The following is a 24,704-nucleotide window of genomic DNA, read 5'->3' on the forward strand; positions in this document are numbered from 1 at the left end:
CAATGACAGAAGAACCTGGAGAGTAGCTGTTATCCCCAGATTTTTTTGATCCCTTTTCAAAGGGAAAATCCGGTGATAAAGGCTAAAGCGTATGCTTCCGATGCAGCTTTCTTTCAGAAAGCTTTTAGCTTCGCTTCTCCTGTTCATTTCTGTCCTCTCCGTTAATCATGTAAATTTCCAGTTTCATTTTATATTCAATTATATAATATAAATAATTTATCACATCATTTATATATTACTTTTATATTGTCCTACATATCGCTTATCGACGCAAAACGCCCCCGGCATGTAAACCGGAGGCGATGTGTCAGCCTGCACTTATAAAGTGTTTTACATCTTATTGATGTTTTTCGATGATTCCTTTAAGTGCTTCTTTGGAGTTCAAACCAACCACTTTATCAACCGGTTGACCATCTTTGAAGAAGATCAGTGTTGGAATGCTCATTACGCCGAAACGGGAAGCAGACTCTGGATTCTCATCCACGTTTACTTTAGCAATTTTTACGGAATCGCCAACTTCTGTGGACAGCTCTTCCAGGATTGGAGCGAGCATTTTGCAAGGACCACACCAAGGCGCCCAGAAATCAACCAGAACCGTTCCTTCTCCTTCGACTTCTGTGTTAAAGGATTGATCGGATACGTTAACAATAGCCATGAAATTGTCCTCCTTATATATACTTACGGTTTTATTTTAACCTGTAACGTCGTGAACGACACTTCCAGTATAACACATGTGCGTTTGACATGTGAAATGAACAGCTAATGTTCATCTTCCCAACATGAAATCTTCACAATTACAGGTATAGCAGGTCGTCTGCAAAATCTTTACAAACGCTTTCTTTTCCAAGTATACTAAAATTACTCCGGATTGTAGCCCTGCTTGCAGGTCAAGCTGTCAATCCTCAAAGGAGGCAACACAATGGACGCTAATATTCGGATGACCGACCCGCGTGAACATGTGAACGAAGAGCCGCGTAGCGATCTCTTTGATCTGATTATGGGCGTTGTCGGCATGGGCGGCCTGATGACTGTTATCTTTTTTGGTATGGTAATTTTTAAATTCCTGACCGAATAGGATGTTCAAGGCAGTTTCAGGCTCTCGCAGACCAAAAAAGCCCGGTTCTCGCATATTGCGAAAGCCAGGCTTTTTTGGTTCATCTATTTTTAACGTAAGATCACAATGATTCCAGCTGTTAATGCAATGTAACTTTCCGGCATGAGGACTTGTCTTAAAAAGAAAAATGACTTAACTCTTCCCCCGCTGATTTTCGCCCCGTACCTGAATAACATCCACAAATGGACGAATCCGATCCATCAGACGTTGACCTTTGTTCGATTCCTCGCCATCCCGGTTCGTAAAGCTCAAGTGTTTCTCAAGCCCTTCCAGATTGTAATTGGACGTATAGAACGTTGGCTTGCGATTCATCCTATAGTTGAGAATAGAGCCCATCACATGATCCCGTACCCATGGGTTCAGGTTCTCTGCACCAATATCGTCAAAGATGAGCAGGTCACAGCTTTTCAGAACATCCGTCATTTCCTTGAGCTTCTGTCCTTCACTGATCATGGATTTCAAATCCTCTACAAAGTCAGGCATATAAATGATGACACCTGTATGCCCCGCAACCGCGAGTTCATGTAGCAAATAACACATCAGAAACGTTTTGCCCGTTCCAAACGAACCTTCCAGATATAACCCCTGCGTTGAAAGTCCATTGGCCTTGGTCTCGCTAATGTAACGAAGCACACGGTTCACCGCTGGCGCACGCATACGATCTTTACCCATAATTTCCACATCATTATATCCAGCACTTAGGGCACGTTCATCCACGTAAAAACTGCGAATCCGCTGTTTGATGATATGTTCATTTTGCCGGGCGATCTGTTTCGAGCAAGGTGCTTTAATATCTATAATTTCGGGTTTACCGTTGAAGTTCTCTACTTCCAGTTTGCAGAAATGACCCTGAAAATCGTTGGGACAGTTGTCGAGTCCCGGACAATTCGCGCAGTTCTTCGAATCTTTGGCATACTGAAACAGCTTGCTCAGATCGGGCATGAGCTGTGTATCTTTCAGTTCAGGATGACCTGCGCGGAACTCGCGCACGTACGGGTCTTCCAACAAATCCGCCATAATTCGCCGCGACTGCTCACGAAAGGAAGGGTTCAGCTGCTGAAGCAGTCCTCCCAAGGATTCCATGGCTTCAAGCCCCCTTTTGGTTGTTTAATACTGTTCATTCTATAGAAAAGCCACCAATAACTCAACAGATACATCTGGAAAATCGTCGAACTCTATAATTGGCGTAACCTCTCGGTTACAATCTCACTCGGGTTGGATTTTGATTGTGTCGTAGCGGTAGTCCCCCTCTTTCAAATCTTGTTGTATAGTCTCCTGCCCGACTCATTCGGTAACGTTTCTTCTTTCATACTTGTATAACATCAATTTATAACTCTCCATTTCTTAAGAGGACTCCGGTTATTCTTTCACTGCACCCACCGTCAGCCCCTGCACGAAATAACGCTGGAAGAACGGATAAGCGAATATGATCGGCAGTGTGGCTAGCACAACCATGGCCATCCGGGATGTATCCTGCGGAATGGACTGCATGGCAGCCAGACTCATCGAGCTGCTAGCCGAGTTCTGCTGAATAAATTGAATGCTCGACTCAATTCGCATCAGCATCGATTGCAGCGGCACCAGATTGGGATTATCAATATATAAAAGGGCATTGAACCAGTCGTTCCAATAGCCGAGTGTACTAAACAAACCAATCGTGGCCAGACCCGGCAGCGACAAAGGAATGACGATTTTCAGAAACGTATAAAATTCTCCGGCACCATCAATTCTCGCCGATTCGATAATTGCATCCGGTACACTGGTCGAGTAGAACGTACGCAAGATCATGATGTAAAAAGCGTTCATCGCCAGCGGCAGAATTAATGCCCAGATCGTATCCTTCATGCCAAGTAGCTGAGAAACCACCATATATGTCGGGATCATGCCGCCGTTGAACAGCATCGTCAGGATGGCAAAGATGGAGAAAAACCTCCGATAACGGAAACTCTTGCGAGAGATCGCATAGGCATACAGTGACATCAGAACTAGACTTATGATCATGCCCAGTACCGTCACCAGAATGGTCACGCCATACGCCCGCAACAGCGTATCCCCGCTCTGCCACACAAACTGATAGGCCGCGAGGCTCCATTCCGCCGGAATCAGACGATACCCGTCACGAGCCAGCACCTTTTCATCCGTAAACGAGATGATGACAACAAAGACAAACGGAAATACACAGATTAATGCAAAGAGTCCGGCGATGATATTCATAATCACGTTCCAGGCAGCAGATACGTGGTGGAAGTCGCGTTTTTTGACAAGCCTAGCATGAGCCACAGAAGTTCACACCTTTCTTGTTTCCTAGAATAAGCTGCTGTCTTTATCGATTTTGCGAACCACATAGTTGGAGATGATGACAAGCACAAAGCCTACAACGGATTGATACAAACCTGCTGCCGTGCTCATGCCGATCTCGCCGCTTGTTTTCAGACCGCGATACACATACGTATCGATCACGTTTGTAACGGAATACAGCGTTCCCGAATCTCTCGGCACTTGATAAAAGAGGCCAAAATCCGCGTAGAAAATACGTCCCACAGCGAGCAGGGTCATAATCGTAATAATTGGAGACAGCAACGGTATCGTAATGTTGCGAATCTGCTGCCATTTGCTCGCACCGTCAATCATGGCGGCTTCATACAGCGACTTGTCGATACCCAGAATGGAGGCGAGGTAGACGATACTGCTGTATCCGATCGTTTTCCACAACGCCACAAAAATCAGAATATACGGCCAATACTTGGCCTCCGAATACCACTGAATCGGTTCGAATCCGAACCAGCCAATCATCTGATTCAACATGCCGCGATCCATACTCAGGAAGCTGAATACGAAGTAACCAACAATGACCCAGGATAGAAAATACGGCAGGAACATCCCGGTTTGATACAGCTTGGCAAGACGTTTGTTGATCAGTTCGGAGAGCAGGATTGCAAGTCCAACCGCACAGACCAGACCCAGAAAAATGATGGCGATATTATACAAAAGCGTATTGCGTGTAATCAGCCAGGCATCATTGGTGCTGAACAAAAATTTAAAGTTGTCCCACCCTACCCACTCACTCTTCCTCAGGCTGGCCCAGAAGCCTTCACGACTGAAGCGGTATTGCTTAAAGGCTGCGACGGTGCCTACAAGCGGCAGGTACGAGAAGAAGAAAAACCAGATAGCGCCGGGTAGCACCATGAGCAGCATGACTCGGTTTTTGATCAGATGTTTAAAAAATGTACTCATTGCGGGGATCCTCCTTCAGGCTATGAATGAGAAAAGGATCGAACGCTACAAACAGCCGCCCGATCCCTCCTCTCATTTTCTTACTTGTTTTCTGCTCTCCAGGCATCCAGCTGGCTTTGGGCTTCAGCCATCACTTTCTCCAGTCCGGCTTGATTGAACTTCTCAATCACTTGATCTAGATTGGTTGCCGGGTCGATGGTACCTGTCATTAATGCTGCCCAATACTGCTCCTTCACGTTCTGTACTGCCGTCAACTCGGCAGATACCTTGCTTGCATCAAAGTTAAAGCTGAGGATTGGCGAATCCACACCTTCTGCATTGAACTTTTTGAATTCATCCCATTTGTCATCCGGATCATTGCTGTTCAGATAGAGCAGCATGTTATTACCGAGAGAGTAGGAAGGCATATCATAGTTTTTGGATTCAGGCAGGTTTTCCATATGAGTATCTTCCACTTTTTTGTAGTGTGTGCCCTCAATGCCCGAGTCCACCATATTGCGCAGCACCGGGTCTGTATTCAGCAGGTTCAGGAATTCCATCGCTTTCTCCGAGTATTCCGAGTTGGCCGAGATTGCCATGATGGAGCCCTGTACCGATGTGTTGGTAATAATGGCGTCACTTGCCGGTGTGGATACGACAGGATAACCGTAACTTGCCGACCATAGATTGTCTGCGAGCGGCTGGGTCTGTGCACGATCCAGGAACCAGTTGCCCGACGTTGTCAGATCATTGGTAGAGCCTGTTGTTGCCGCTTCAGCCGACACATAACCCTCTTTATAATATTTGTGCATGGTTGTTAGCGCTTCCTTCATTTCTGGTGTTTCCAGAATGTTCACGATCTTGTAATCGGTAGTGTCCAGCTTTACGGCCATCGGCAGGTTCTGGATTACATAGTCGTATGGCACGTACGGCACGTAGTTTTTATCCATGGCAAAAGGAGTAACACTTGGCTCATTTTCCTGGATTGTTTTAAGCAAAGGTTCCAGGCTATCTAACGTACGGATCCCGGAAGTATCCAGTTTATATTGATCTAGCAGCGTTTTGTTGAAACGCCAGACTTCCTGCTGCGGCAGCTCCTTGTTGGCCGGAATACCATAATTGTGACCATCTACCTTGGAACCATTCAGGAAAGCCGGATCAATGGTTTTAGTCAGGTCCTGACCGTATTTGGCAAGCAGATCATCCAGTTCGAGGAATGCGCCCTTTCTGGCATTTTGCACGTAGTCAAAACCACCGGCAGAAGTAAAGATAATGTCCATCGGTTCACCGGATGCTACGTTCACTTGCATTTTCTGAGTATAGTCACCCCAGTCCACCATTTTCATCGTCACATTAGCATTAATTTTCTCTTTAGTATATTTGCTGACTTCCTCCATAACCTTGTTAACATCCTTCTGCGGTGTGCCGATGGTGTACCAGATCAACTGCACGGGGTCATCGCCTGCTCCGCCAGAATCAGAAGCCTCTTTACTGCTGCCGCAAGCGCTAAGAACAAGTGTAACAGCCATTAACAATGAAAGAACGAGCGATAAATGTTTCCTGACTTTACTCATTTGCATGATCCTCCCTTTTGGTGTTTCCTTCTGATGTTCCCCTTGGCACCTTCAACTAACTGCTTTAACCTTATCGAATGAAAGCACTTACAAAAAGAAGATAAACTTAAGGTTTCGAGGTACAAATTAAAGGGAATTCGGGCAGTTAGCTTGTTTTTGTCACCAAATAATTAAATTGCTCTGCACTTCATTATCCAAATACTTTAAAGTCAGTCGGCGAGATGCCCACATATTTGCGAAACTGTTTATAAAAATAACCGGTATCCCAATACCCTACGTTCCGGGCGATCTCCTGCACCTTCAGATTGGAGCTGCGCAGCTGCTCCTTGGCACGTTCGATTCGATACTTGTTGATGTACTCAGCAAAGGTCTCCCCTGTCTCTTTATGGAAAAGCTGACCCAAATAAACTGGATGCAGATGGTACTGTGCACCAAGCAGCTTCAAGGAAAGCTCTTCGGCATAATGCTTGTCGATATGCTGAAGCACCTGATTCACAACGGGATTCCGCATATCCTGGAGCAGAGACTCAATCGTCCGGGTGGCCAACAACTGCAATGTATGTACCAGTTCATCAAAGGTTGTACTATCCAGTACCTGACGAAGTCCTTGCCGATAGATTACCGTTTCCTCCGCATGTTTGATGCCCTCCAGCTCCATCTTGAAACGAATTACTACTTCCAGTGCCGTATTTTGTAACTGCTCAGGTGTGAGTTCATGGCGATGCAATTCAAAATCGGTGCGAATCCGCTCCGCCAACTGCTCTGCGCTGCGGGACAAAATCAGCTTCGCGTACGCTCTCCAATCTATAAAGAAGGAAAACGCCGCATGGCCTTGTTGATCCAGCATGGCATGGTCGATAACTCTCCGTTCAGGGTAAATCATCACATACTGGAGTGCCTTCTTTGCCTCTTCATAACTCACTGGAGCCTGATACAGACCTTTCAGCAAACGGCCAGCACCGATATGCAGATCGGGATACATCACCGCCAGCCGGTCTGCCAGCTTATGCAAACCAAGCATCAGCCTGTTTTTTTCATCCGGTTCGTCTTCTATGTTGGCTACAAGCACGATATCTCCGTTCATATCCTGAAAAATGTTCAGGCGGGCATATTCTCCCGCCAACTGTTCGACTTGTGCAAACAACATCTCTGCCTTGTGCGCCTGAGCTATGTCACGCAGCACGGCGACAACAACACAAGGTGCATTCAGTGAGAGATTCATGAACCGGGCACGTTCCTCAAACTCTGCTGCGGCAATTTGCCCGGTAAGCCAGCGATGCATAATATTATCCTTCAACATCTGGATGCCGTATTTCTCCTCCAGATGTGGTGTGACAAGCTGGTCCAGCTTAGCTGCTGTGTTCCGAAGCGTGGACTGAAGTTCATCCACATTAATTGGTTTGAGCAGATAATTTTCGATGCCAAGCTTCATGCCTTCTTTTAAATACTCGAATTCATTAAATCCGCTCAGAATAATCACCTTCAACTCGGGCTGTAATTGTCTGGCTTCCTGGATCAGGTCGAGTCCGTTCATCAAGGGCATCGAAATGTCCGTTATCAGGATATCCACCGGCTGATCGGGAAGAGCTTGCAGAGCTGCCTGCCCATTGCCTGCATGATTTACAATTTCCATCCCGAACGAAGACCAGTCCACAATATCGTATAAACCTTCAATGATGAACGGCTCATCGTCCACAATAAACACCTTGTACATGTCATACACCTTTCCCTTCCGAATGGGTTGGATATCTCACTCTGATCATGGTGCCTTCTTCCAGCGTGCTCACAATCGTAATTCCGAACTGCGGACCGTACAGATACCTTAATCGGCTGTGCACACTTCGCAGTCCAAACATCTGACCGGATTCCTCGGGACGTTCCAGTTCCTCCTGAATTTCTGTAAGCCTGGACGGATCAATGCCCTTGCCATTGTCCCGTACCTCAATCTGCAGGGCACCACCCGCTTCCACCACCGTAATCGACAATCGATTGTCACTACGCTCCGTTCGTATACCATGTACCACATAATTTTCAATGATGGGCTGCAGTGAAAGCTTCACCACCGGATGCCCGTAATAGATGCTATCGATCTGAATCGTATATATAAAAATATCCTTGTACCGGATACGGAACAGCTCCAGATACAAACGGCAGGCTTCCATCTCATCCTTCAACGTATAATTAGGTTTTTGCTGCACAAGGCTTTTGAACAGGACAGACAAACTGTAGATCATCTCCCCTACATCTCTCGCCCCCTGGGAAATAGCCCTCATGCGGATTACTTCAAGTGTATTGTAAAGGAAGTGCGGGTTAATTCGCGCCTGAAGCGCTACCAGTTCAGTCTCCTTTTGTCTGATCTCGGCCTTGTATACCCGTTCAATATACAGATTCAATTCATCCAGCATCTCGTTAAAGCTGTGCGATATTTGTCCCAGTTCATCCTCTCTCGCATCATCAATGCGAGCAGACAGATTGCCGTATTTTACTTTTTGGGTGAAACGAATGATTCTGCGGGTACGCTTGGCAAAGTTAATAATGAAAAAAGCCGGAACCAGCACGGCAAACAACAGGGAAATCAGGCTAATGGAGATAATGGTATTGCGAATACCCGCGTACGATTCTGCCATCTCTTTCACAGGAACGGTACCGATCACCACATATCCTTGATCAGCGGATACAAATCGGTTTATATACAGGTTCTGATTCTTTTTCATCGCATCCATGTCTGTCTGGTCAAACAGGGAATCTGCCGCTTCCACATAGGGATATTTCTTGCCGTAGTATTTTGCGCTGGAGTCGAACAACACCGTGCCTTTGGCGGACAGCACCACGATATCCCCCTTCAGATTGCGTTCGTAGTTATCCAGAGCATTGCCGATGCCTTTTGAGTCAAAGAAGATGAGGAACTGACCGATATTACGCAACGTCTGAGTATTGTTAATGGGCACACGAATAGCATACAATTCAGGGTCCCATAGATTGACGGCCTTGCGAATCCAGTAATTGGGAGCACTGATATTGGGCGTCTCCATCGCCATCACATCGGGAATATAAGATCTGGCCGCATTGGTGTTCAGCTTGCGGAACGGTTTGTACTGATTAAAGGTCAACAAATCCTGTTTCTCGGCACTGTATAACATGAGCTGGTGAATGTCTGAATTACGGTTGATGATGTTCTGAAAATGGTTAAGCACCTCGGCCGAATAGTCATCCCGATTGGCGTAATAGCCGTTGGTCATATGCTGAACATACTCGGCGTACGAATGGTTCATCAGATAGGTGACGTTGGCGGATAACGCCTCATTCTGGTGCATATCCCTCACCATGTTTTGGACCGATTCATACTGCTGATGCATGTAACGATCGACATGCTCCATTGCCGCTTTCTGAATCGCCAGCTCCCGGCGTATGGTGGAGTCCGATACGGACAGAAAAATAATATATGACAATGTAATAATCGTAACGATCGAGATCATCGAAAAGATGAGCAGCATTTTCATGAACATATTGTTCTTGAAGAAATTTTTGTAAACGTTAACAATTTGCAATCTGGTACCCCCTTTGATGCTTTTTTTCTGTCTTGAATTATAGCACCCGTCCTCTGACATGAACTTGTCCCTCGCAACTATTCTTTAATTTATACCTCGGATTCTTTAATTCCGCCCTCTTTATAGCTGACGATAAATGCCAAAAACAAAAGATAGCCCTCTTCACTTCGGTCGAAGTGAGAAGGGCTATTTCTGAAATACATTTAATCCCTATATTCAGGATATTTATGTCTTGAGCAGCCGAACAAGTAACACCTGGAACTTAAAGAGGTTGTAAACTTAAATGGCGGGACATAACCTTGAGATATCTTTTGGATAAGATATTCGTATTCCTTTTTTTCATTTTGCAATCCGATCAGGTACGCCGCTTTATCACTTTCTGTCCAATCCTCATCGCACTCTTCTGCCTGTGCTTCCTCAATGTCACCTTGTTTTAACCGAATACATTCTTCTGCAATTTCAACCGCACGTTCCATTGCATTCGTTTGAACCAAAGCATAAATATATCTACTTATCCAGTCGGGCGACTTATCATAGGTGTTCCAGGATTTTTCAAACCAATGCACCGCTTCGGAAAAACATGCAAGCTCCAAATACAGTTCTGCAACATGTACCTCTCCAACAAAATCATCATCACTTTCCAAGAAGGCATCCAGTTTGTGTTTTGCTTCAATGGTTTGCCCCAGCTGAATTAAACAGTGAACATGACTATACATGGCGTAATCAGAAGGCCCAGCACTTTTTAAAAATAAAGTTGAAGCCTCTTCCCACTCACCGAGATGATATTTGGCAACAGCTAAGTTATTGTATGCCTCTTGGGAAGGCTCCACAGCAATGGAGTCCGATAATACTACCACGGCTTCTTCCCATCTCTCCGTCAGAACAAGTAATTCACCCAGCAGACTGTATGGAAAATGCGAGGTTGGTTTCAACGCCACTGCTTCCTGAGCCAAATGTATAGCCGCCTCTACATCATTTTCTTCGTGATAATAAATCCAGGCCAGATTCGTCAAGGACTGAACATCCCTTGAATCATTCAATGCTTCCTGAAATAAAGTCAAAGCTGCATCATAATCATTATTTTCAAGGCATTCAATGGCTTTCTGATTCGTAGTCAACGATCTGCTCCCTCCTCTAAATGGTTGGTGCCCCTGGCTTTCTGACTTCCCCGTATATCTATTGAAAAAAGCGAGCCACCTCTTCCAAGGGACCCGCTTGTATAAGTACAACTATAACGTTCCTTTTTGCTTGCTCGCCTGCATCTCCTGAGCAAATCGCATCATCTCTTCGAACTCTTCCTCCGAAACATGTTCCCCATCATGGCTTATGTCTTGTACAATCGGAATTTCGGGTTTGGCTTTGGTTCCTTTGCCGTATGTACGGGTACGGGTTCCAGCTGCTCCTGCAGCCTGCTTGCCTTTGACCTTCGCCTGATCACGGATATATTGTACAGCCTTCTCATACGTATTAACCTGCTTCAGCAACATATTGGAGGCAATGGCTTCGACAAAATTACGATTAATCCGTTGCTCGCCGCCCGATACAAGTAGTGCCATCAGATAATGAATCAATACGTTGATCACTTCACCAGGCAACTTATAGCTCAGATCAATTTTTTCAAAAATATCAACCAGATTATCCGGAACAGCCCCCGGGAAAAATGTCTGTAACAACCGAGTGTACGGCTCGTTACGAAGCATCATATTGTATTGATGGATATCACATTTGGTTGCAAATTGCGGCGGAACCTCGACATAATACTCCATCTGAACAACGTGCTCCACTGGCGGTTCACCAGAGTCATTATATGGCTGTGGCTCCTCCATATTCTGGCGAAGTGCAACCACCTTGGCGGCCTGTACCGTCTGCTGTTCCTGACGTTTCTTCGTTTGTCTGAATTGCATGCTCGCCTTGTGCTGAAGATCATCCAGCAATAGTTGTCCTTGCGGGCTGAATACACCATCCTCGTCGAGCAGTCGGCATACATCCTGCACGCTTAGATTAAACTTGTTCACTACAAAATTGACGATCCCCAGCTGTTCATGATCAAAACGAAGTTGTTCCACATAACGCCGGTTTACCGACTCACGCGGGAAACGTAAAATAATGTCCGCGTAATTCAGTGTGTTTTCTTCCACGGCATCATTCGTGCCTGTTCGCTGTGCCGATGTGGATACTTCGGATAGTGCCTGCTCCAGCTCGTAATCAATAACATGCGTGTTAAGCTCAAATATATCGTAAAAGGGAACTGAAATATTTTCTTTATTGGCTGCAACGTAAGGTGCATCCCCATTTTCAACTGCCGAAAAACCAGCTCTCAGCGACAACACAGCAAACTTGCCAATTTTGTCCCGAAGCAAAAGTGTCAGATGCTGTGTGCGGAAAAACTCTCCTGGCGAGAGCGGCGGCTGTAGTTCATACTCATAGATGTAATCATCATTTTCTGGAATATAGACCCTCGACGTCTGGAGCAGACCTACTGCTTCCAGCTTGGATGCCTGTTCCACGAGATATTTACGTCCTTTCTCGCTAGGTTCCAGCCCCAATGTCATGAACAGCCTTCGTTGTTGCTCAAGCGGGGAATAACCGACCTGTTCTCCGGGGAGATGCTGAAATAACAGCCGATACAAGCCAACCGCAAACGCACCTACCATAGGCTGGTAAGCTCCTGTAAGCATGCGGTCGTCCAGGGCGCTTAATCCAAACTCCCTGTATACGCAGTAGCGATGATGTTCCGTAAAATGATGCAAATTCTTCATGCGCATAGCCTGATCTCCTTCTTCCCCAAAGGTTGTTTTTCTATTCTATCATAAATGTCCGATCCTCAAATGCTCAAAAACAGGTAAAAAACCAACCCGTTCTCTCTCCGTTTCGTCCTAGGTCGACATCGTTCACGTTTTCGCAGAATTGGGCGAATTTTCAAATAAGCAGAGCCAAAGAGTCGCTAGAATACTATAAAAGCTACAGAGCGAGATTACAAGCGAAAATCGTTTAGATCTATTTATCTTAAGCTTATGAAAAAAGCGGACAAACATTCCCCTCACCGTTCATCACAACAAAAAAGCCTTCCCTTTGCACGCGTAAGCGTTTGCGTCAAAGATAAAGACTTTTTCAAGTTATTGCGGCATATGCCTTCACTTTCCAGTCATCAGAACATCCGATATCCGCCCAAACGCAGCTTCTGAATCGTCCAGCCGCTAATAATCGCACCCGCCAGGCCTGCAACCCCAGTCATGTAATCGACCAGCTGGAATGATCCAAGATGCGACATGAGCGTAGATGAATGATCCCATAAGGAATATACCACCACAGGCAAAATAACGATGACGAACAGATAGGAAGGAAACCAGGTGGTCTTCATAAGCATATTCAAAATGAAACCGATACCAAACATCATGACAAAAAATAAAACCATTAATACAAGCACAGGTATAAACTGCATCGGCTGACGTTCACCTCTTCTTTCACACTTTCGGTTTTCCCTTCTGGATAGTAGTAAGTTTACCGCAAAAAATGTGGCGAAGCAACGAACTTTCTGGACAAATCTCCCGATTTTCACGAGAAGATCATTTGCCCTTCTGCTTCATATTGGGATACAATATAACGATAAAGCACTAAACCATCCCTTACCGGGATTTGGAAATATAATCTGCAGGAGGAACAAAATCCATGAACGAAGCCGCATCAACCCTGGAGGGCTGGTATGCCCTGCATGATTTTCGCTCGATGAACTGGACCGCCTGGAAAGCAGCCGACGATGAAGAGCGTGCTGTTGCCCTGGACGAGCTTCAAGAGTTTTGGAATGATTGGAAAAACGTTGAGGAGGCTTCCCAAGGCAGTACTGTAGTTTATACAGTTGTAGGCCAGAAGGCCGACTTTGTGATGATGCATCTGCGCGAGACGCTTGAAGATTTGAAGGCAGTAGAGAACGCTTTCAACAAAACGACGTTTGCCAAGTACACAACTAAAGCTTATTCATATGTCAGTGTAGTTGAACTCAGCAACTATCTGGGCAAAGAGGGCGAAGATCCGATGCAAAATCCGGAGATTGTTGCCCGCCTTAAGCCCGTTCTGCCACAGCGCCAATACATTTGTTTCTACCCGATGAACAAAAAGCGTGAGTTGAACGACAACTGGTACATGTTGTCCATGGACGAGCGCCGCACCATGATGCGCAGTCACGGCATGATTGGCCGCAGTTATGCGGGTAAAGTGAAACAGATTATTACCGGCTCTGTCGGATTTGACGATTGGGAATGGGGCGTTACGCTGTTCGCAGATGATGCACTTCAATTCAAAAAACTCGTGTACGAGATGCGCTTTGATGAAGTAAGTGCACGCTACGGCGAATTTGGCTCCTTCTATGTCGGAAGCTTGCTAAACGAAAGCACTCTAGAAGAGATGCTAAAATTGTAATTTGTTTCATACATGCAAGAATCGTCCAGCCTTCTATTGAGGAAGGCTGGACGATTCTTTTTATTCCAATACAGCAAAAAAATCACCGCCGGATGTATTGCTCAGCGGTGATTTTGTTCATACATATTACCTACTTCAAGCTTGATTAGGATCTATATAAGTTGAATTGTTTAATGTTTACACAAAAAACGGAGAGGACAGAAAAAACCTGGAAAAGCGAAGCGGTCGCATTTATCACCGAATTTTCCCCTTTAAAAAAATTTGGGGATAACAGCGATGTGAAGGTTATTCTGTCATCGAAGTGCCCTGTGTAAAGTAACTTCTTTCAACTTAAATAGAGACTTAATCCTGCTCCTCTTCATCAACCGCTTTCAGTGATTCGAGAAATTCGGCAGTTGCGCGGTCACGGTCACGGCTCTTTTCCTTCAACCGCTCAATCGCTGGCAGAATGAGAATGTCCACTTCTTTTTGAACGATGTAGGCGAGGTCATACTGATTCTGTTCCTCCAAATAACCGCCGACCTGCATCAGACCGTTGTAGCGATCCAGTTCCTCACGGGTTAACAGACCGCGAACCTGTACACTGCAATGTCTCATCCGAAAAACCGTCCTTTCCTCAGGACCAGCGGAATGCCACCGATAATGAACAAGTAACGGAGATCCACCAGCTTTTTCAGCTGTGCTGCCTTCCAGCCCTTGTACTTTTTATCGCCAACGACGGCAATGGCTTCCCCTTTACCCAATGAGGCTACCGTACCTTTGCTGGTGAATTCAAAAGGCTGAGGCTGCTTGTTGCGAATGGCTGCGACAATATTTTTTGCGCAGTTCACACCTTGCTGCATCGCAATCTGTGCTGTTGGCGGATACGGTCTGCCCTCCTTGTTAAACACAAGGGAGTTGTCCCCGATCACATATACGTGCTCGTGCCCAGGAGCACGCAAATATTCATCGACCTTCACACGGCCACGCATCACTTCAAGACCAGCCTGCTCAAGTAAGGAATTCCCCCGAATGCCTCCTGTCCATACAACTGTGGCCGCATCAATTTTCTCACCATCTCCAACAATAACCCCATCGGGAAGGCATTGCTTGATTGGTACACCGATTTTAAAGGTTACGCCTTTTTTCTTCAGCACATTCATTGCATGCTCCACAAGTTCTGGATCGAATCCCGGTAATGCCGAGGGTGCAGCTTCAACATTATAGATGTGTACATGCTTCGGATCTACGTCAAATTCTTTGCATAGCTGCGGGATACGATCTGCAAGTTCTGCGACAAATTCCACTCCGCTGAAACCTGCTCCCCCCACAACAAACCGAATACGGTTTCGTTTATTATCGTTTTTGTACATTGCGAATTGATATTCGATATGTTCCCGAATCAGCCTGACAGAGTTGATGCTGCGAATGGTCATCGCATGGTCAAGCATACCCGGTATACCAAAAGTTTCAGGTTCTCCGCCTAGTCCAATGATCAGGTAATCATAAGACAACGTTCCATCCTCCAGAATGACTTTACGATCCTGAAGACGGATCTCCTTCACGGATGATTTTACCAGATCAATCTTGAATTCATCGATCAGTTTGGAAATAGAAACTCTCGCATGCTCTATTTTATCCGTGCCGGCTGCCGGCATATGTAGATGGGTTGTAATATAGTGATAATCATGCCGATTCACCAATGTGACGTCAGCTTCATTGTAGTTCAGTTCCTTCTGCAGCCGCTGAGCTGTCAGAATCCCGCCATATCCCGCTCCGAGAATGACGATTTTGGGAATGCTGCTCATATCTGTACTCCTTCCGGTTTCGCTCGCATCCTTCCTGGTATTGAGGTGGAATGCAAAATGCTCATACTTACAAGTATTGCTCAGGTCTTATCCAATATGACGGCAAATGTAAAATTCGTGAGTGTATATTAACTTCTGTACGTATAATATCGACGATTATAGTTGTGAAATTAACCACAAGATTCCACAAAACAAGGTTGTTTCTTGACCTGATATTATGACTCTAATTTTGACAAAAAAACACATAGTACAGGTCAAGGATATCTGTATTTCTCGTAAAGATCAAGGTTTTTTTTGTTATTTTTCATAACCTTTCATTTCCAATTTCATCCTATTCTCACCAGAACTTCATCATTTATTCTCAGATTAGTGATCCAGCTGACTTTGCAACCCAGATTACACCGTTTATAATAGAAAAGACAGTTTGGAAACCATGCAGATGATGTGACCTAATTTGCGAAAATAATCACTGTTCTCTACCTATTAAAATAAGAAAGGTGTTGTTGATTTTTGACTGCACAGACGTCCGGTCATGAAATGACCGATTTACTTATTATCGGCGGTGGTCCTGCGGGCCTGTTCGCTGCATTTTATGGAGGTATGCGTCAGGCTTCCGTTACGCTGGTTGAAAGCATGCCACAGCTTGGCGGACAGCTGGCTGCCCTCTACCCGGAAAAATACATTTATGATGTAGCCGGTTTTCCGAAAGTTACTGCTCAGGAACTCGTGAATAACCTGATCGAGCAGATGAACCACTTTAACCCGAACATCCGCCTGGAAGAAAAAGTGGTATCGGTGGAGAAAAAAGAAGAACAGCATTTCATCGTAAAAACAGATGAGAATGAATATCATGCCAAAGCTGTTATTATTACGGCTGGTGTAGGTGCATTTGAACCGCGTCGCCTTGAACTTGAAGGTGCAGCCAAGTTTGAGAAAACCAACCTGCATTACTTCATCAGTGATTTAAACGCTTTTGCTGGTAAAAAAGTTTTGATTAGCGGCGGCGGAGATTCTGCTGTAGACTGGGCTCTTATGCTGGAGCCGATTGCTGAACAAGTTACTCTGATTCACCGCCGGGACAAATTCCGTGCACATGAGCACAGTGTGGAAAATCTGATGAACTCCAAAGTTAACGTTGTGACACCGACTGAAATTACGGAACTTCACGGAGATGACACCATCACCAAGGTTACTCTTGCTCATGTTAAGACAAAAGAAACACAGGAAATTGAAGTGGATGATGTGATTGTTAACTTTGGTTTCATATCGTCCCTCGGTCCAATTGCTGAGTGGGGTATCGAAATTGACAGCAATTCCATCGTTGTCGATTCCCGTATGGAAACATCTATTCCAGGTATTTTTGCTGCTGGCGATATTACGACGTATCCCGGCAAGCTGAAACTGATTGCTGTTGGGTTCGGCGAAGCTCCGACTGCAGTGAATAATGCGAAAGTGTACTTCGATCCGGATGCCAAATTGTCCCCTGGACACAGTAGTAATATGAAACGCTAATTCAAAGAAATTTCACATAATATGGTACAAAAAAGGGTATCTTACTCCTTGAGAAATCTCATGATCAGGAGGGATACCCTTGTCTTATATATGCCCGCTGTGTAACGGTCTGGTTGTACCGGAGCAGGCTTGTCCCCACTGCCTTCAGGGACTGTCAGAATGCGGCAAATTAGACGACTACACCGGACCATACAGCCCCTACGAACTTCAAGCTTCCTCTGACATGGCAGACGAAACCGAGAGCGTTTGCAATCACTTGTTGTATTGTCACCATTGTCAGACCAGCATGCTGCTGCCTGTCTATTTATGGGACTTGTCCGGAAACCTGTAACATTGCCTGCAATGAGGATCTCTAGTGAAGAATGGCAGATACGTCGGTACCCAGTTTGCGCTTATGGATTTCTGCCAATAGCAGCGCGATGAAATCTCGTTCGAGATCCAGCTCGATCGCTTTATGGTAGGAATCCAACAACATCTCATCGGATAACATAGCCATTTCCCGCCACAACCTTTCCTTTATTTTCCTCAAAACTATCATATCAGAGATTGGATAAGAGAACAAGCGTTCTTGTTATCCACAACGACGTGTGGAAATCCTGTGTATAGTTTGTTGATAATTGGAAAAAACATAGAATATATATCAGTGGATAATGTGGACATTATTTATACACAGGATGGATAGCATCTCTGCACCATTCAGAATTAAAAGGAAATTTAGAGCAATTTTCATAGTTTCCGTCGATGCTCCGAATGTATTACCCAAAACTGAAAATTTTCAAACACTTTTCAACCTATTTCTCTTGTATATACTATCGGTTTTTCTTCCGTTTTCTTTAGCATTTCCAGTAATTTTCATTGTGGTCTAGTATTCACTTCCAAAATCCATATTCTTCCGGAGTGATCCAGTCCATAATCAAATCCCAGCTGGCCTATGCCAGGAAACTGACTTTCCATGATATGTGTGCAAGTTAAAGTTAAAGAACGCATCTCCTGCCGTTTGTATCGGTTCGCGATGTGAGGCAGTGATAAGGCGAGTGCTCTTTTGCCTGACAGCATCGTGCCCCCTTTACTCAGATTTGTTATACACAGCCCCGGACGAGCAAGTCTGCCAACCAAAGAGCGAAATACCCAGCCCTGTGCAGTCTTCACCACCTTAACTCTGTAATCCACAGGTCTTCCATGAATGGTTGCAAGATGAATCCCTTGTTGAATCATATATCTTCGTTTGGCCTTCGCCCGCACAAGGGAACGATACATCTGTCTGAAGCCTGCGAATGAACGAGTAACCTTCATATGTGTATACTTGTAAACCCCACCACTGCTGGATACTCGGATTACGCCATATCCTCCGCCGCCAACAACGGGTTTGATGTATACCATTCCATAACGTTGCAACATAAACAGCAAATTAGCTGCATTAAATGCCTTTGTCTGTGGAATATGAGCAGCAGCTACCGGGTATTTCATTAACGCAGCCGTCTTCCGCCATTTGCTTGCTAACTGTCTCGACATAGGTTGATCTCCTCTCTCCAAACCATGATCCTTCTTTATACATACTCACCCCATGGATGATTTTCTTGGATGATTGTCCAAGGCAGGGGCCCCTTTTCTGTGGAACATGTCCTGCTTGGTGTAACGGATTTTGAGACAAACGCTGGTTTACTTTTCAAACGGTTCAATCTGTCGTATGCTACTAAAGAATGACTTGTATTGGCTAAAAATGAGGATCTAAGGAGCGTTCAGAAGACATGGAAGCATTTTTCAAATCACTTTATGGTGTAGCCTACTTCGCAATGTCGATTGTACTGGTCGCGGTGACGGTACTTCTTTTCGTAATCGGGATTCGTCTGTTTATCAAAAAACGCAATCGCGGCTTTGCCCTAAGTTGTATTTTATTCGCCTGTTTCATCGTCTTTATCATCGTCGTGATGTTTACCACGCCCTTCTCTGCCACGCCTCCAGGCTCACCGGAAGCCATGGCTGCCCTGTTACATTATGGGTAACTGACCTTTGTAGAAGGAGATGCTTATGACACGAAATAATAAAACTCTTGGAATTGTTGATATTGGCTCAAACTCCATTCGTCTAGTGATCTATGAGGTGAGTGAAGATGGAGCATACCGCATTATTCATGAAGACAAATATGCTGCCCGGCTAAGCGGTGTTGTGGAATTGGATGGCAGTATCCAAAGATCATCCCTATCCACTGCCATAACCGTCCTTCGGCAATTTAAAGCCACCTGTGAGGCTTATCAGACTGAATTGATTCGGGCGGCGGCCACTGCGGCAATTCGCAATGCAATCAACGCGGCGCAGATTATTGCCTGGCTGGAAAGTGAGACTGGACTTACGATTGAATGTGTCTCGGGAGATCGTGAGGCCTATTACGGATTCTTGGGTGTAATACAGTCGATCGACCTAACCGACGGTTTTGTCGTTGACATCGGGGGCGGCAGTACGGAGATCACTGTATTCCGCAATCGCGAAAGATTGCACAGTGTTTCTCTGCCAATCGGTGCCGTGAATTCACATGCCCGTTATGGAGGCGAGGATCAATGGACCGAGGCCAATGAACAATCCCTTTGCAATGAAGTTATTGAGGCATTACAGGGACAGGCTTGGATTGGGGAACATCCCGGTTTGCCGCTCATTGGACTGGGCGGTACAATGCGTACACTCGCAAAAGTAGAGCAAAAGCGTACGCAATATTCTCTCCCAGTATCGCATCACTATGAAATTGGAGAGGAAGCAATGGAAAATATCGCCCTTTCCTTGCCCTACCTTACTTCCGCTCAACGCAAAAAAGTGCCGGGTCTCGCCAAGGATCGGGCTGACATTATCGTACCGGGCATATTGATCCTGCGTACTATATTCCGCATCATCCAGGGAGATCGTTATGTGGTAAGCGGAGCAGGACTTCGCGACGGGCTTCTGAGAGACTATCTCGCCGCTGGTCAGCCTTCCGCACCCGATGCATTGAAGGATAGCATCCGTAATTTCCTTTATTACGGCCCGCCGATCCCTGCGAAACGTCTGAACCGGATTCATCAGGATACGGTTACCCTATACACCGCTTTGCAAGAGGCTACACCTGATGCCTCTGATGAGCGAATTTTGTACGCATCCTCTATGCTTCATATGGCCGGCAAACAGATTAACTATTTCCGGTACACGCAGCACTCGGCATACTGGATTATGAATGCAAGCATCTACGGTCTGTCCCACAGGGAAACGATTTTAAGTGCCATTGCAGCCGACTATCATCCCAAAAAAAGAACGCCTCAACTGCTGCAGAAGCATGAGGACATTCTGAAAGATTCGGATACACAGCATGCTCACCGCATCGGCTCGTTACTGCGTGCATCCGAAGCGATCAATCGTGCGGAAAGTATTCTTGCTATTCATGCAGTAAAAGAAAAAGACTCGCTGCAGGTCACGTTGACCTGTACAGACGAGCCTTTACTGGAACTGAACGGCCTGGAAGATGCCGTCAAAGATTTGCAGGAAGCCTGGGGAGTTACGTTAAAACACTCCATTCAGCAGGCTTCCAAGGGATAATGCCCATGGCCTCCGTCTGACTTCTCAGCGGGGGCTTTTCATTTTTTACAAATACATAATTGCCGTTTGGCATAAGCTCTCTGGCCTTCACATTGTCATTCAATGACAGATTGAGGATATCCACCAGCATTTTTTTCAATGAAGGATCAAATACGGGACACATCAGCTCAATCCGCCGATTCAAGTTCCGTGACATCCAATCTGCGCTGGAAATGAATACGTCCGGATTCCCTCCATTTTCGAAGTAGAACAACCGCGAGTGCTCCAGAAAACGGTCTACAATGCTAATGACGCGAATGTTCTCGCTCAACCCTTCCACCCCGGGACGCAAGCAGCATACACCGCGGACAATCAGGTCAATCTGCACCCCCGCCTGCGAAGCTACATATAATTGGTCTATCATTTCCTGATGTGATAAAGAGTTAATCTTAGCGATAATTCGAGAACGTTTGCCATTCAGCGCATGTTCAGTCTCCCGCCGAATCAGTGCAAACAGTTCGTCCTTCATGCCGTCCGGTGCCACACGAAATGCTTGCATCGCCTTGGGACCCGAATATCCGGTAATTTCGTTAAACAATTCAGATGCATCTTCACCAATGATCGGGTTAGAGGTGAATAACCCTACATCCGTATACACTTTCGCGGTACTCTCGTTGTAGTTCCCCGTACCGACGTGAACGTAACGCCGTAACCCTTGCTGCTCCCGGCGTACAACGAGGATAATCTTCGCATGTGTCTTCAGACCAACCAGACCATAGACAACGTGACAACCTGCCTTCTCCAACTTCCGAGCCCAAGCAATGTTGCGTTCTTCATCAAATCTGGCTTTGAGTTCCACCACCACTGTAACCTGCTTACCACTCTCTGCAGCAAGGGCGAGTGCCGGAATAAGACGTGAATCCCCATTCACCCGATAGAGTGTCATCTTGATTGCCAGAACCTGTGGATCTTCCGAAGCTTCCAAAATAAAGTCCGTCACAGGTTCAAAGGATTCATACGGATGATGAACCAGCACGTCCTGTCTGCGAAGCAACTCAAAATGGCTCTCTCTTGGCAAAAACTCAGGCGGATATACGGGCTTTACCGGAGTATATTTTAAATGCGAGAAACCTTCGAGGCTGTCCACAAATCCAGCCAGGAAACTAAGATCAAGTGGCCCATCAATCTCAAAAACAGGGTCCTGTATCTCAAATTCTTCTTGCAGTTCCTGCAGGGCGTCACTGCGGAAATCCTTGCACACTTCCAGCCTGACAGGCGCTCCGCGGAGTCTACGGCGCAGTTCTTTTTCGATCGCTTCCAGCAAGTCTTCCGCTTCCTCTTCATTAATAGAAAGATCCGCGTTGCGAGTCACCCGGAATTCTTGTACTGCCAGCGATATATATCCGCTGAACAAGGTATGAATATGGTGTTTAATCAGGTCTTCGATGAGAATGAAAGATTTCTTTTTGCTATTGGCCCGTAAGGGAACCTTCACGATTCGTGGAAGATTGGAAGGCACCTGCACGATCGCCATAAACGGCTCGCCATGCTGCTCATCTTCTTTTTGCAGCATAACCGACAGATACACCGACTTGTTGTGGACCAGTGGAAATGGTCGGCTCTGGTCAATAGCCATTGGTGTAAGCACCGGAAAAATAATGTCATGATAATATTGATCCATTGCACGTTGTTGTGTCACGTTAAGGTCTACGTATTCCTGAATGTGCACGCCCTTCTTGGTGAGAAGGCGAGTAAGCTCTCTATAGGTTTTATATTGCTCCGCGACCATAGCCCCGGTTCGTTTAATCAATCTGCGGTATAGTCCCGAAGGGGTATAACCCGTAAAGTCTTTTTGCGTGAATCCTGCCTTAATCTTCTCCTTGGTCTCTGCAACTCGGACACTGACAAACTCATCCAGATTGCTGGCAACAATACCGAGGAACCTCATCCGCTCCAGGATAGGCGTCGTAGGGTCCTGAGCTTCTTGAAGCACACGTCTGTTAAATTCAACCCAGCTCAAATCACGATTAACATAGTTTCCTGTCTTGAGATCTTTATGCATGTATGGCCTCCGAATGTGATGCATGTTAATTCTTATTCGAACTTCTACTATAATTGTACTATTCGTAATCGGCTCCAAGCGTCATCGGAATGTTAACGCAGTGTTAAATTTATGTAAATGATAACTCATGACCGCAACTTTTTCCATCCCTTTACAAAGCACAATAGACAAGGTAAAGTGAACTACAGTGTGATTTGACCGGCTGTCGTTATTATCCCAAATTTTCGTTATGTTAAAGGAGTATCTCATGAAATCGAACAAACCTAGAACGTTACAAAAAAATATCGAGTTTTTCACCGCTGCCCTTTCCCAATGTGTAGTTACCGCATGGCAGGAAGATCCCGCAGGTGTATATTGTGAAGTCGGTCGCGGCATTGTGGAGAAGATCAGTGATGACAGTGTACGGATTCGCAATGATAATGGAACGAAGAGTCATTATGCACGGGAAACGACGATGTTTCAAACCGAAAAATAATTTTGCGTAAATATAAAAAAAGACTAGCTTTCTGAAACAGAGTGTTGTATACTCTTGCCACAAGGAAAGGAGGTGCGTCAACATTTCTAATCACATGTTGAACGTGTCCCTTACCCGATCCACTACTTCCAAATAAATGGGATGGTAATGGAGGCGCGGGATACGGATCAATGTTTTAAAAAGCGCCACGGGTAGAAGAGCCGTCTTCGGACGGCTTTTTGTTTTGTCTTTTTTTATAATACGTACAGATATAACGTGTGAAAAAAGATGTAGAGGTTAAGAAAACAACCAAAATATTGGAAACGGACCCTTTAGGAGCTTGATTTCGGGAGGCTATAATGAGGATGCATCTCAACTTATAACCGAGGAGGCATGTTGTTATGTTTAGAAATGTAAGGGGTTTCAAAATAAGCATTCTGCTAGCTTTTGTTTTATTATTCACTTCTATCCTGCTACCAGCAGGCCAGCACGCCAGCGCCGCACCGAGTTTTGCCAAAGGAGCTGATATCAGTTGGGTTCCGGGCATGGAAGCTCAAGGGTACAAATGGAAAGATAAAAACGGAGTACAACGCGACATCATTGATATTCTGAAAAAAGATTACCAGATTAACTCTGTCCGGATCCGTGTTTTCGTTAATCCTTCCAATGATTATGGTAACGGTTATATGAATAAAGACCGTGCTGCCGCTCTAGCACAACGTGCTAAAAATGCAGGTATGAGTGTCATGTTGACACTGCATTACAGCGATTCGTGGGCAGACCCAGGTAAACAAACTAAACCGGCCGCATGGAAAAACTATAGTTTCCAACAGTTGATGGATGTTGTCTGGAGTTATACCCGTGACGTTATGACGACCATGCAGAGCAAAGGTGTCACTCCAGACTGGGTACAGATCGGCAACGAAACCAGCAACGGTATGTTGTGGGATGATGGCAAAGCTTCGGTGAACATGAAAAATTATGCTTGGCTCGTGAATACGGGACATAATGCTGTAAAATCCATAAGCAGCGGTACCAAAACCATTGTTCATCTTGCAAACGGAGACGATAACGCCCTGTTTGTCTGGAATATCGGTGGACTAATTAACAATGGGGCCAATTTTGACATGATTGCAATGTCTCTCTACCCTTCTGCTTCCGGCTGGAATACAGCAGTGACGAACACGGTCAACAATGCAAAAGATATGATTAATCGGTACGGCAAAGAAATTATGATCTCCGAAATTGGCATGGACAACAATCAGCCCGCGGCAGGAAAGAGCTTTGTCGCAGCGATGAAAAATCAGATCCGCAATTTGCCGAATGGCAAAGGAAAAGGTGTATTCTATTGGGAGCCACAAGCTACTCCAGGTTATAACGGTGGATACGGCAAAGGCGCTTGGCAGTCGAACATGATGCCAACGGCTACCCTGGAAGGGTTCATTGACTAAGCACGGGGGTTAGAAGCCTTATGCGCGGGAGGGAGC

At 45.6% G+C, this 24,704-nt stretch carries 23 protein-coding genes; 8 read left to right on the forward strand and 15 right to left on the reverse strand.

The features are described from left to right. Positions 1–337 precede the first annotated feature (337 nt). A complete protein-coding gene (gene trxA / locus ABIE27_RS23485; protein ID WP_090919457.1) occupies positions 338–655 on the reverse strand; it encodes a thioredoxin in 318 nt (105 codons plus the stop codon). 264 nt (positions 656–919) lie between these two features. Here trxA and ABIE27_RS23490 point away from each other — a divergent pair, with 264 nt between their 5' ends. Continuing rightward, positions 920–1,075, forward strand: coding sequence for a YqzM family protein (locus ABIE27_RS23490; protein WP_090919461.1), 156 nt, complete (start codon positions 920–922; stop codon positions 1,073–1,075). A gap of 171 nt (positions 1,076–1,246) precedes the next feature. Here ABIE27_RS23490 and dnaI read toward each other — a convergent pair whose 3' ends face one another. The 9 genes from dnaI to ABIE27_RS23535 all read right to left on the reverse strand — a co-directional run bounded on the left by dnaI (position 1,247) and on the right by ABIE27_RS23535 (position 12,891). Beyond that, entirely contained in the window at positions 1,247–2,197 is a 951-nt protein-coding gene (gene dnaI, locus ABIE27_RS23495; protein ID WP_090919464.1) for a primosomal protein DnaI, read from the reverse strand. A gap of 276 nt (positions 2,198–2,473) precedes the next feature. Further along, positions 2,474–3,328: a carbohydrate ABC transporter permease gene (locus ABIE27_RS23500; RefSeq protein ID WP_429351690.1), complete on the reverse strand. Its 855-nt coding sequence runs from the start codon at positions 3,326–3,328 to the stop codon at positions 2,474–2,476. Positions 3,329–3,418: 90 nt separating this feature from the next. Next, complete coding sequence (locus ABIE27_RS23505) at positions 3,419–4,348, reverse strand: ABC transporter permease (RefSeq protein ID WP_123064676.1); 930 nt, start codon at positions 4,346–4,348, stop codon at positions 3,419–3,421. 80 nt (positions 4,349–4,428) lie between these two features. Next, on the reverse strand, positions 4,429–5,901 hold the full coding sequence (locus tag ABIE27_RS23510) for an ABC transporter substrate-binding protein (protein ID WP_429351649.1): 1,473 nt from the start codon (positions 5,899–5,901) through the stop codon (positions 4,429–4,431). A 190-nt stretch (positions 5,902–6,091) separates the two neighbouring features. After that, positions 6,092–7,615 carry a response regulator gene (locus tag ABIE27_RS23515; RefSeq protein ID WP_429351650.1) on the reverse strand — a complete coding sequence of 508 codons (1,524 nt, stop codon included), beginning with the start codon at positions 7,613–7,615 and terminating at the stop codon, positions 6,092–6,094. A gap of 1 nt (position 7,616) precedes the next feature. Beyond that, entirely contained in the window at positions 7,617–9,509 is a 1,893-nt protein-coding gene (locus ABIE27_RS23520; protein ID WP_429351651.1) for a sensor histidine kinase, read from the reverse strand. A 143-nt stretch (positions 9,510–9,652) separates the two neighbouring features. Next, positions 9,653–10,567, reverse strand: coding sequence for a tetratricopeptide repeat protein (locus tag ABIE27_RS23525; RefSeq protein ID WP_429351652.1), 915 nt, complete (start codon positions 10,565–10,567; stop codon positions 9,653–9,655). A 111-nt stretch (positions 10,568–10,678) separates the two neighbouring features. Further along, positions 10,679–12,214, reverse strand: coding sequence for a DnaD domain protein (locus ABIE27_RS23530; RefSeq protein WP_123064680.1), 1,536 nt, complete (start codon positions 12,212–12,214; stop codon positions 10,679–10,681). 383 nt (positions 12,215–12,597) lie between these two features. Beyond that, a complete protein-coding gene (locus ABIE27_RS23535) occupies positions 12,598–12,891 on the reverse strand; it encodes a YuiB family protein (RefSeq protein ID WP_123064681.1) in 294 nt (97 codons plus the stop codon). Between the two features lie 227 nt (positions 12,892–13,118). On the opposite strand from ABIE27_RS23535, the gene hemQ reads away from it, so the two are divergent. Beyond that, a complete protein-coding gene (gene hemQ, locus ABIE27_RS23540) occupies positions 13,119–13,865 on the forward strand; it encodes a hydrogen peroxide-dependent heme synthase (protein WP_123064682.1) in 747 nt (248 codons plus the stop codon). A 342-nt stretch (positions 13,866–14,207) separates the two neighbouring features. Here hemQ and ABIE27_RS23545 read toward each other — a convergent pair whose 3' ends face one another. After that, positions 14,208–14,462: a hypothetical protein gene (locus tag ABIE27_RS23545; protein ID WP_123064683.1), complete on the reverse strand. Its 255-nt coding sequence runs from the start codon at positions 14,460–14,462 to the stop codon at positions 14,208–14,210. Continuing rightward, positions 14,459–15,652, reverse strand: a complete 1,194-nt coding sequence (locus ABIE27_RS23550) for an NAD(P)/FAD-dependent oxidoreductase (protein ID WP_429351653.1) — start codon at positions 15,650–15,652, stop codon at positions 14,459–14,461. Before ABIE27_RS23550 ends, ABIE27_RS23545 begins: the two co-directional genes overlap by 4 nt. A 510-nt stretch (positions 15,653–16,162) precedes the next feature. On the opposite strand from ABIE27_RS23550, the gene ABIE27_RS23555 reads away from it, so the two are divergent. Together ABIE27_RS23555 and ABIE27_RS23560 are read left to right on the forward strand one after the other, a co-directional pair. Next, positions 16,163–17,164, forward strand: coding sequence for an NAD(P)/FAD-dependent oxidoreductase (locus ABIE27_RS23555; protein WP_429351654.1), 1,002 nt, complete (start codon positions 16,163–16,165; stop codon positions 17,162–17,164). Between the two features lie 79 nt (positions 17,165–17,243). Continuing rightward, positions 17,244–17,495 (forward strand): hypothetical protein, encoded by a 252-nt coding sequence (locus ABIE27_RS23560; RefSeq protein WP_192895110.1) that lies wholly within the window; start codon positions 17,244–17,246, stop codon positions 17,493–17,495. A gap of 21 nt (positions 17,496–17,516) precedes the next feature. Here the strand turns inward: ABIE27_RS23560 and ABIE27_RS23565 are convergent, their stop codons facing one another. Then, positions 17,517–17,660, reverse strand: a complete 144-nt coding sequence (locus ABIE27_RS23565; RefSeq protein ID WP_024632651.1) for a sporulation histidine kinase inhibitor Sda — start codon at positions 17,658–17,660, stop codon at positions 17,517–17,519. A 356-nt stretch (positions 17,661–18,016) separates the two neighbouring features. After that, positions 18,017–18,676, reverse strand: a complete 660-nt coding sequence (locus ABIE27_RS23570) for a YheC/YheD family protein (protein ID WP_123064686.1) — start codon at positions 18,674–18,676, stop codon at positions 18,017–18,019. A gap of 236 nt (positions 18,677–18,912) precedes the next feature. On the opposite strand from ABIE27_RS23570, the gene ABIE27_RS23575 reads away from it, so the two are divergent. Together ABIE27_RS23575 and ABIE27_RS23580 are read left to right on the forward strand one after the other, a co-directional pair. Further along, the gene (locus tag ABIE27_RS23575) at positions 18,913–19,167 is read left to right on the forward strand and encodes a hypothetical protein (protein ID WP_123064687.1); all 255 of its coding nucleotides are present in this window, start codon (positions 18,913–18,915) and stop codon (positions 19,165–19,167) included. Positions 19,168–19,192: 25 nt separating this feature from the next. Then, positions 19,193–20,722, forward strand: coding sequence for a Ppx/GppA phosphatase family protein (locus ABIE27_RS23580; RefSeq protein WP_161556926.1), 1,530 nt, complete (start codon positions 19,193–19,195; stop codon positions 20,720–20,722). Here ABIE27_RS23580 and ppk1 read toward each other — a convergent pair. Then, on the reverse strand, positions 20,682–22,763 hold the full coding sequence (gene ppk1 / locus ABIE27_RS23585) for a polyphosphate kinase 1 (RefSeq protein ID WP_123064689.1): 2,082 nt from the start codon (positions 22,761–22,763) through the stop codon (positions 20,682–20,684). The two genes, ABIE27_RS23580 and ppk1, sit on opposite strands and share 41 nt — an antisense overlap. Before the next feature lie 247 nt (positions 22,764–23,010). Between ppk1 and ABIE27_RS23590 the strand changes: the two genes are divergently transcribed. After that, positions 23,011–23,238 carry a hypothetical protein gene (locus ABIE27_RS23590; RefSeq protein WP_123064690.1) on the forward strand — a complete coding sequence of 76 codons (228 nt, stop codon included), beginning with the start codon at positions 23,011–23,013 and terminating at the stop codon, positions 23,236–23,238. Between the two features lie 380 nt (positions 23,239–23,618). Beyond that, entirely contained in the window at positions 23,619–24,668 is a 1,050-nt protein-coding gene (locus ABIE27_RS23595; protein WP_429351655.1) for a glycoside hydrolase family 53 protein, read from the forward strand. The last annotated feature ends 36 nt before the right edge of the window (positions 24,669–24,704 follow it).

The sequence above is a fragment of the Paenibacillus sp. 4624 genome (assembly GCF_050435065.1).
Classification (GTDB): Bacteria; Bacillota; Bacilli; order Paenibacillales; family Paenibacillaceae; genus Paenibacillus; species Paenibacillus amylolyticus_D.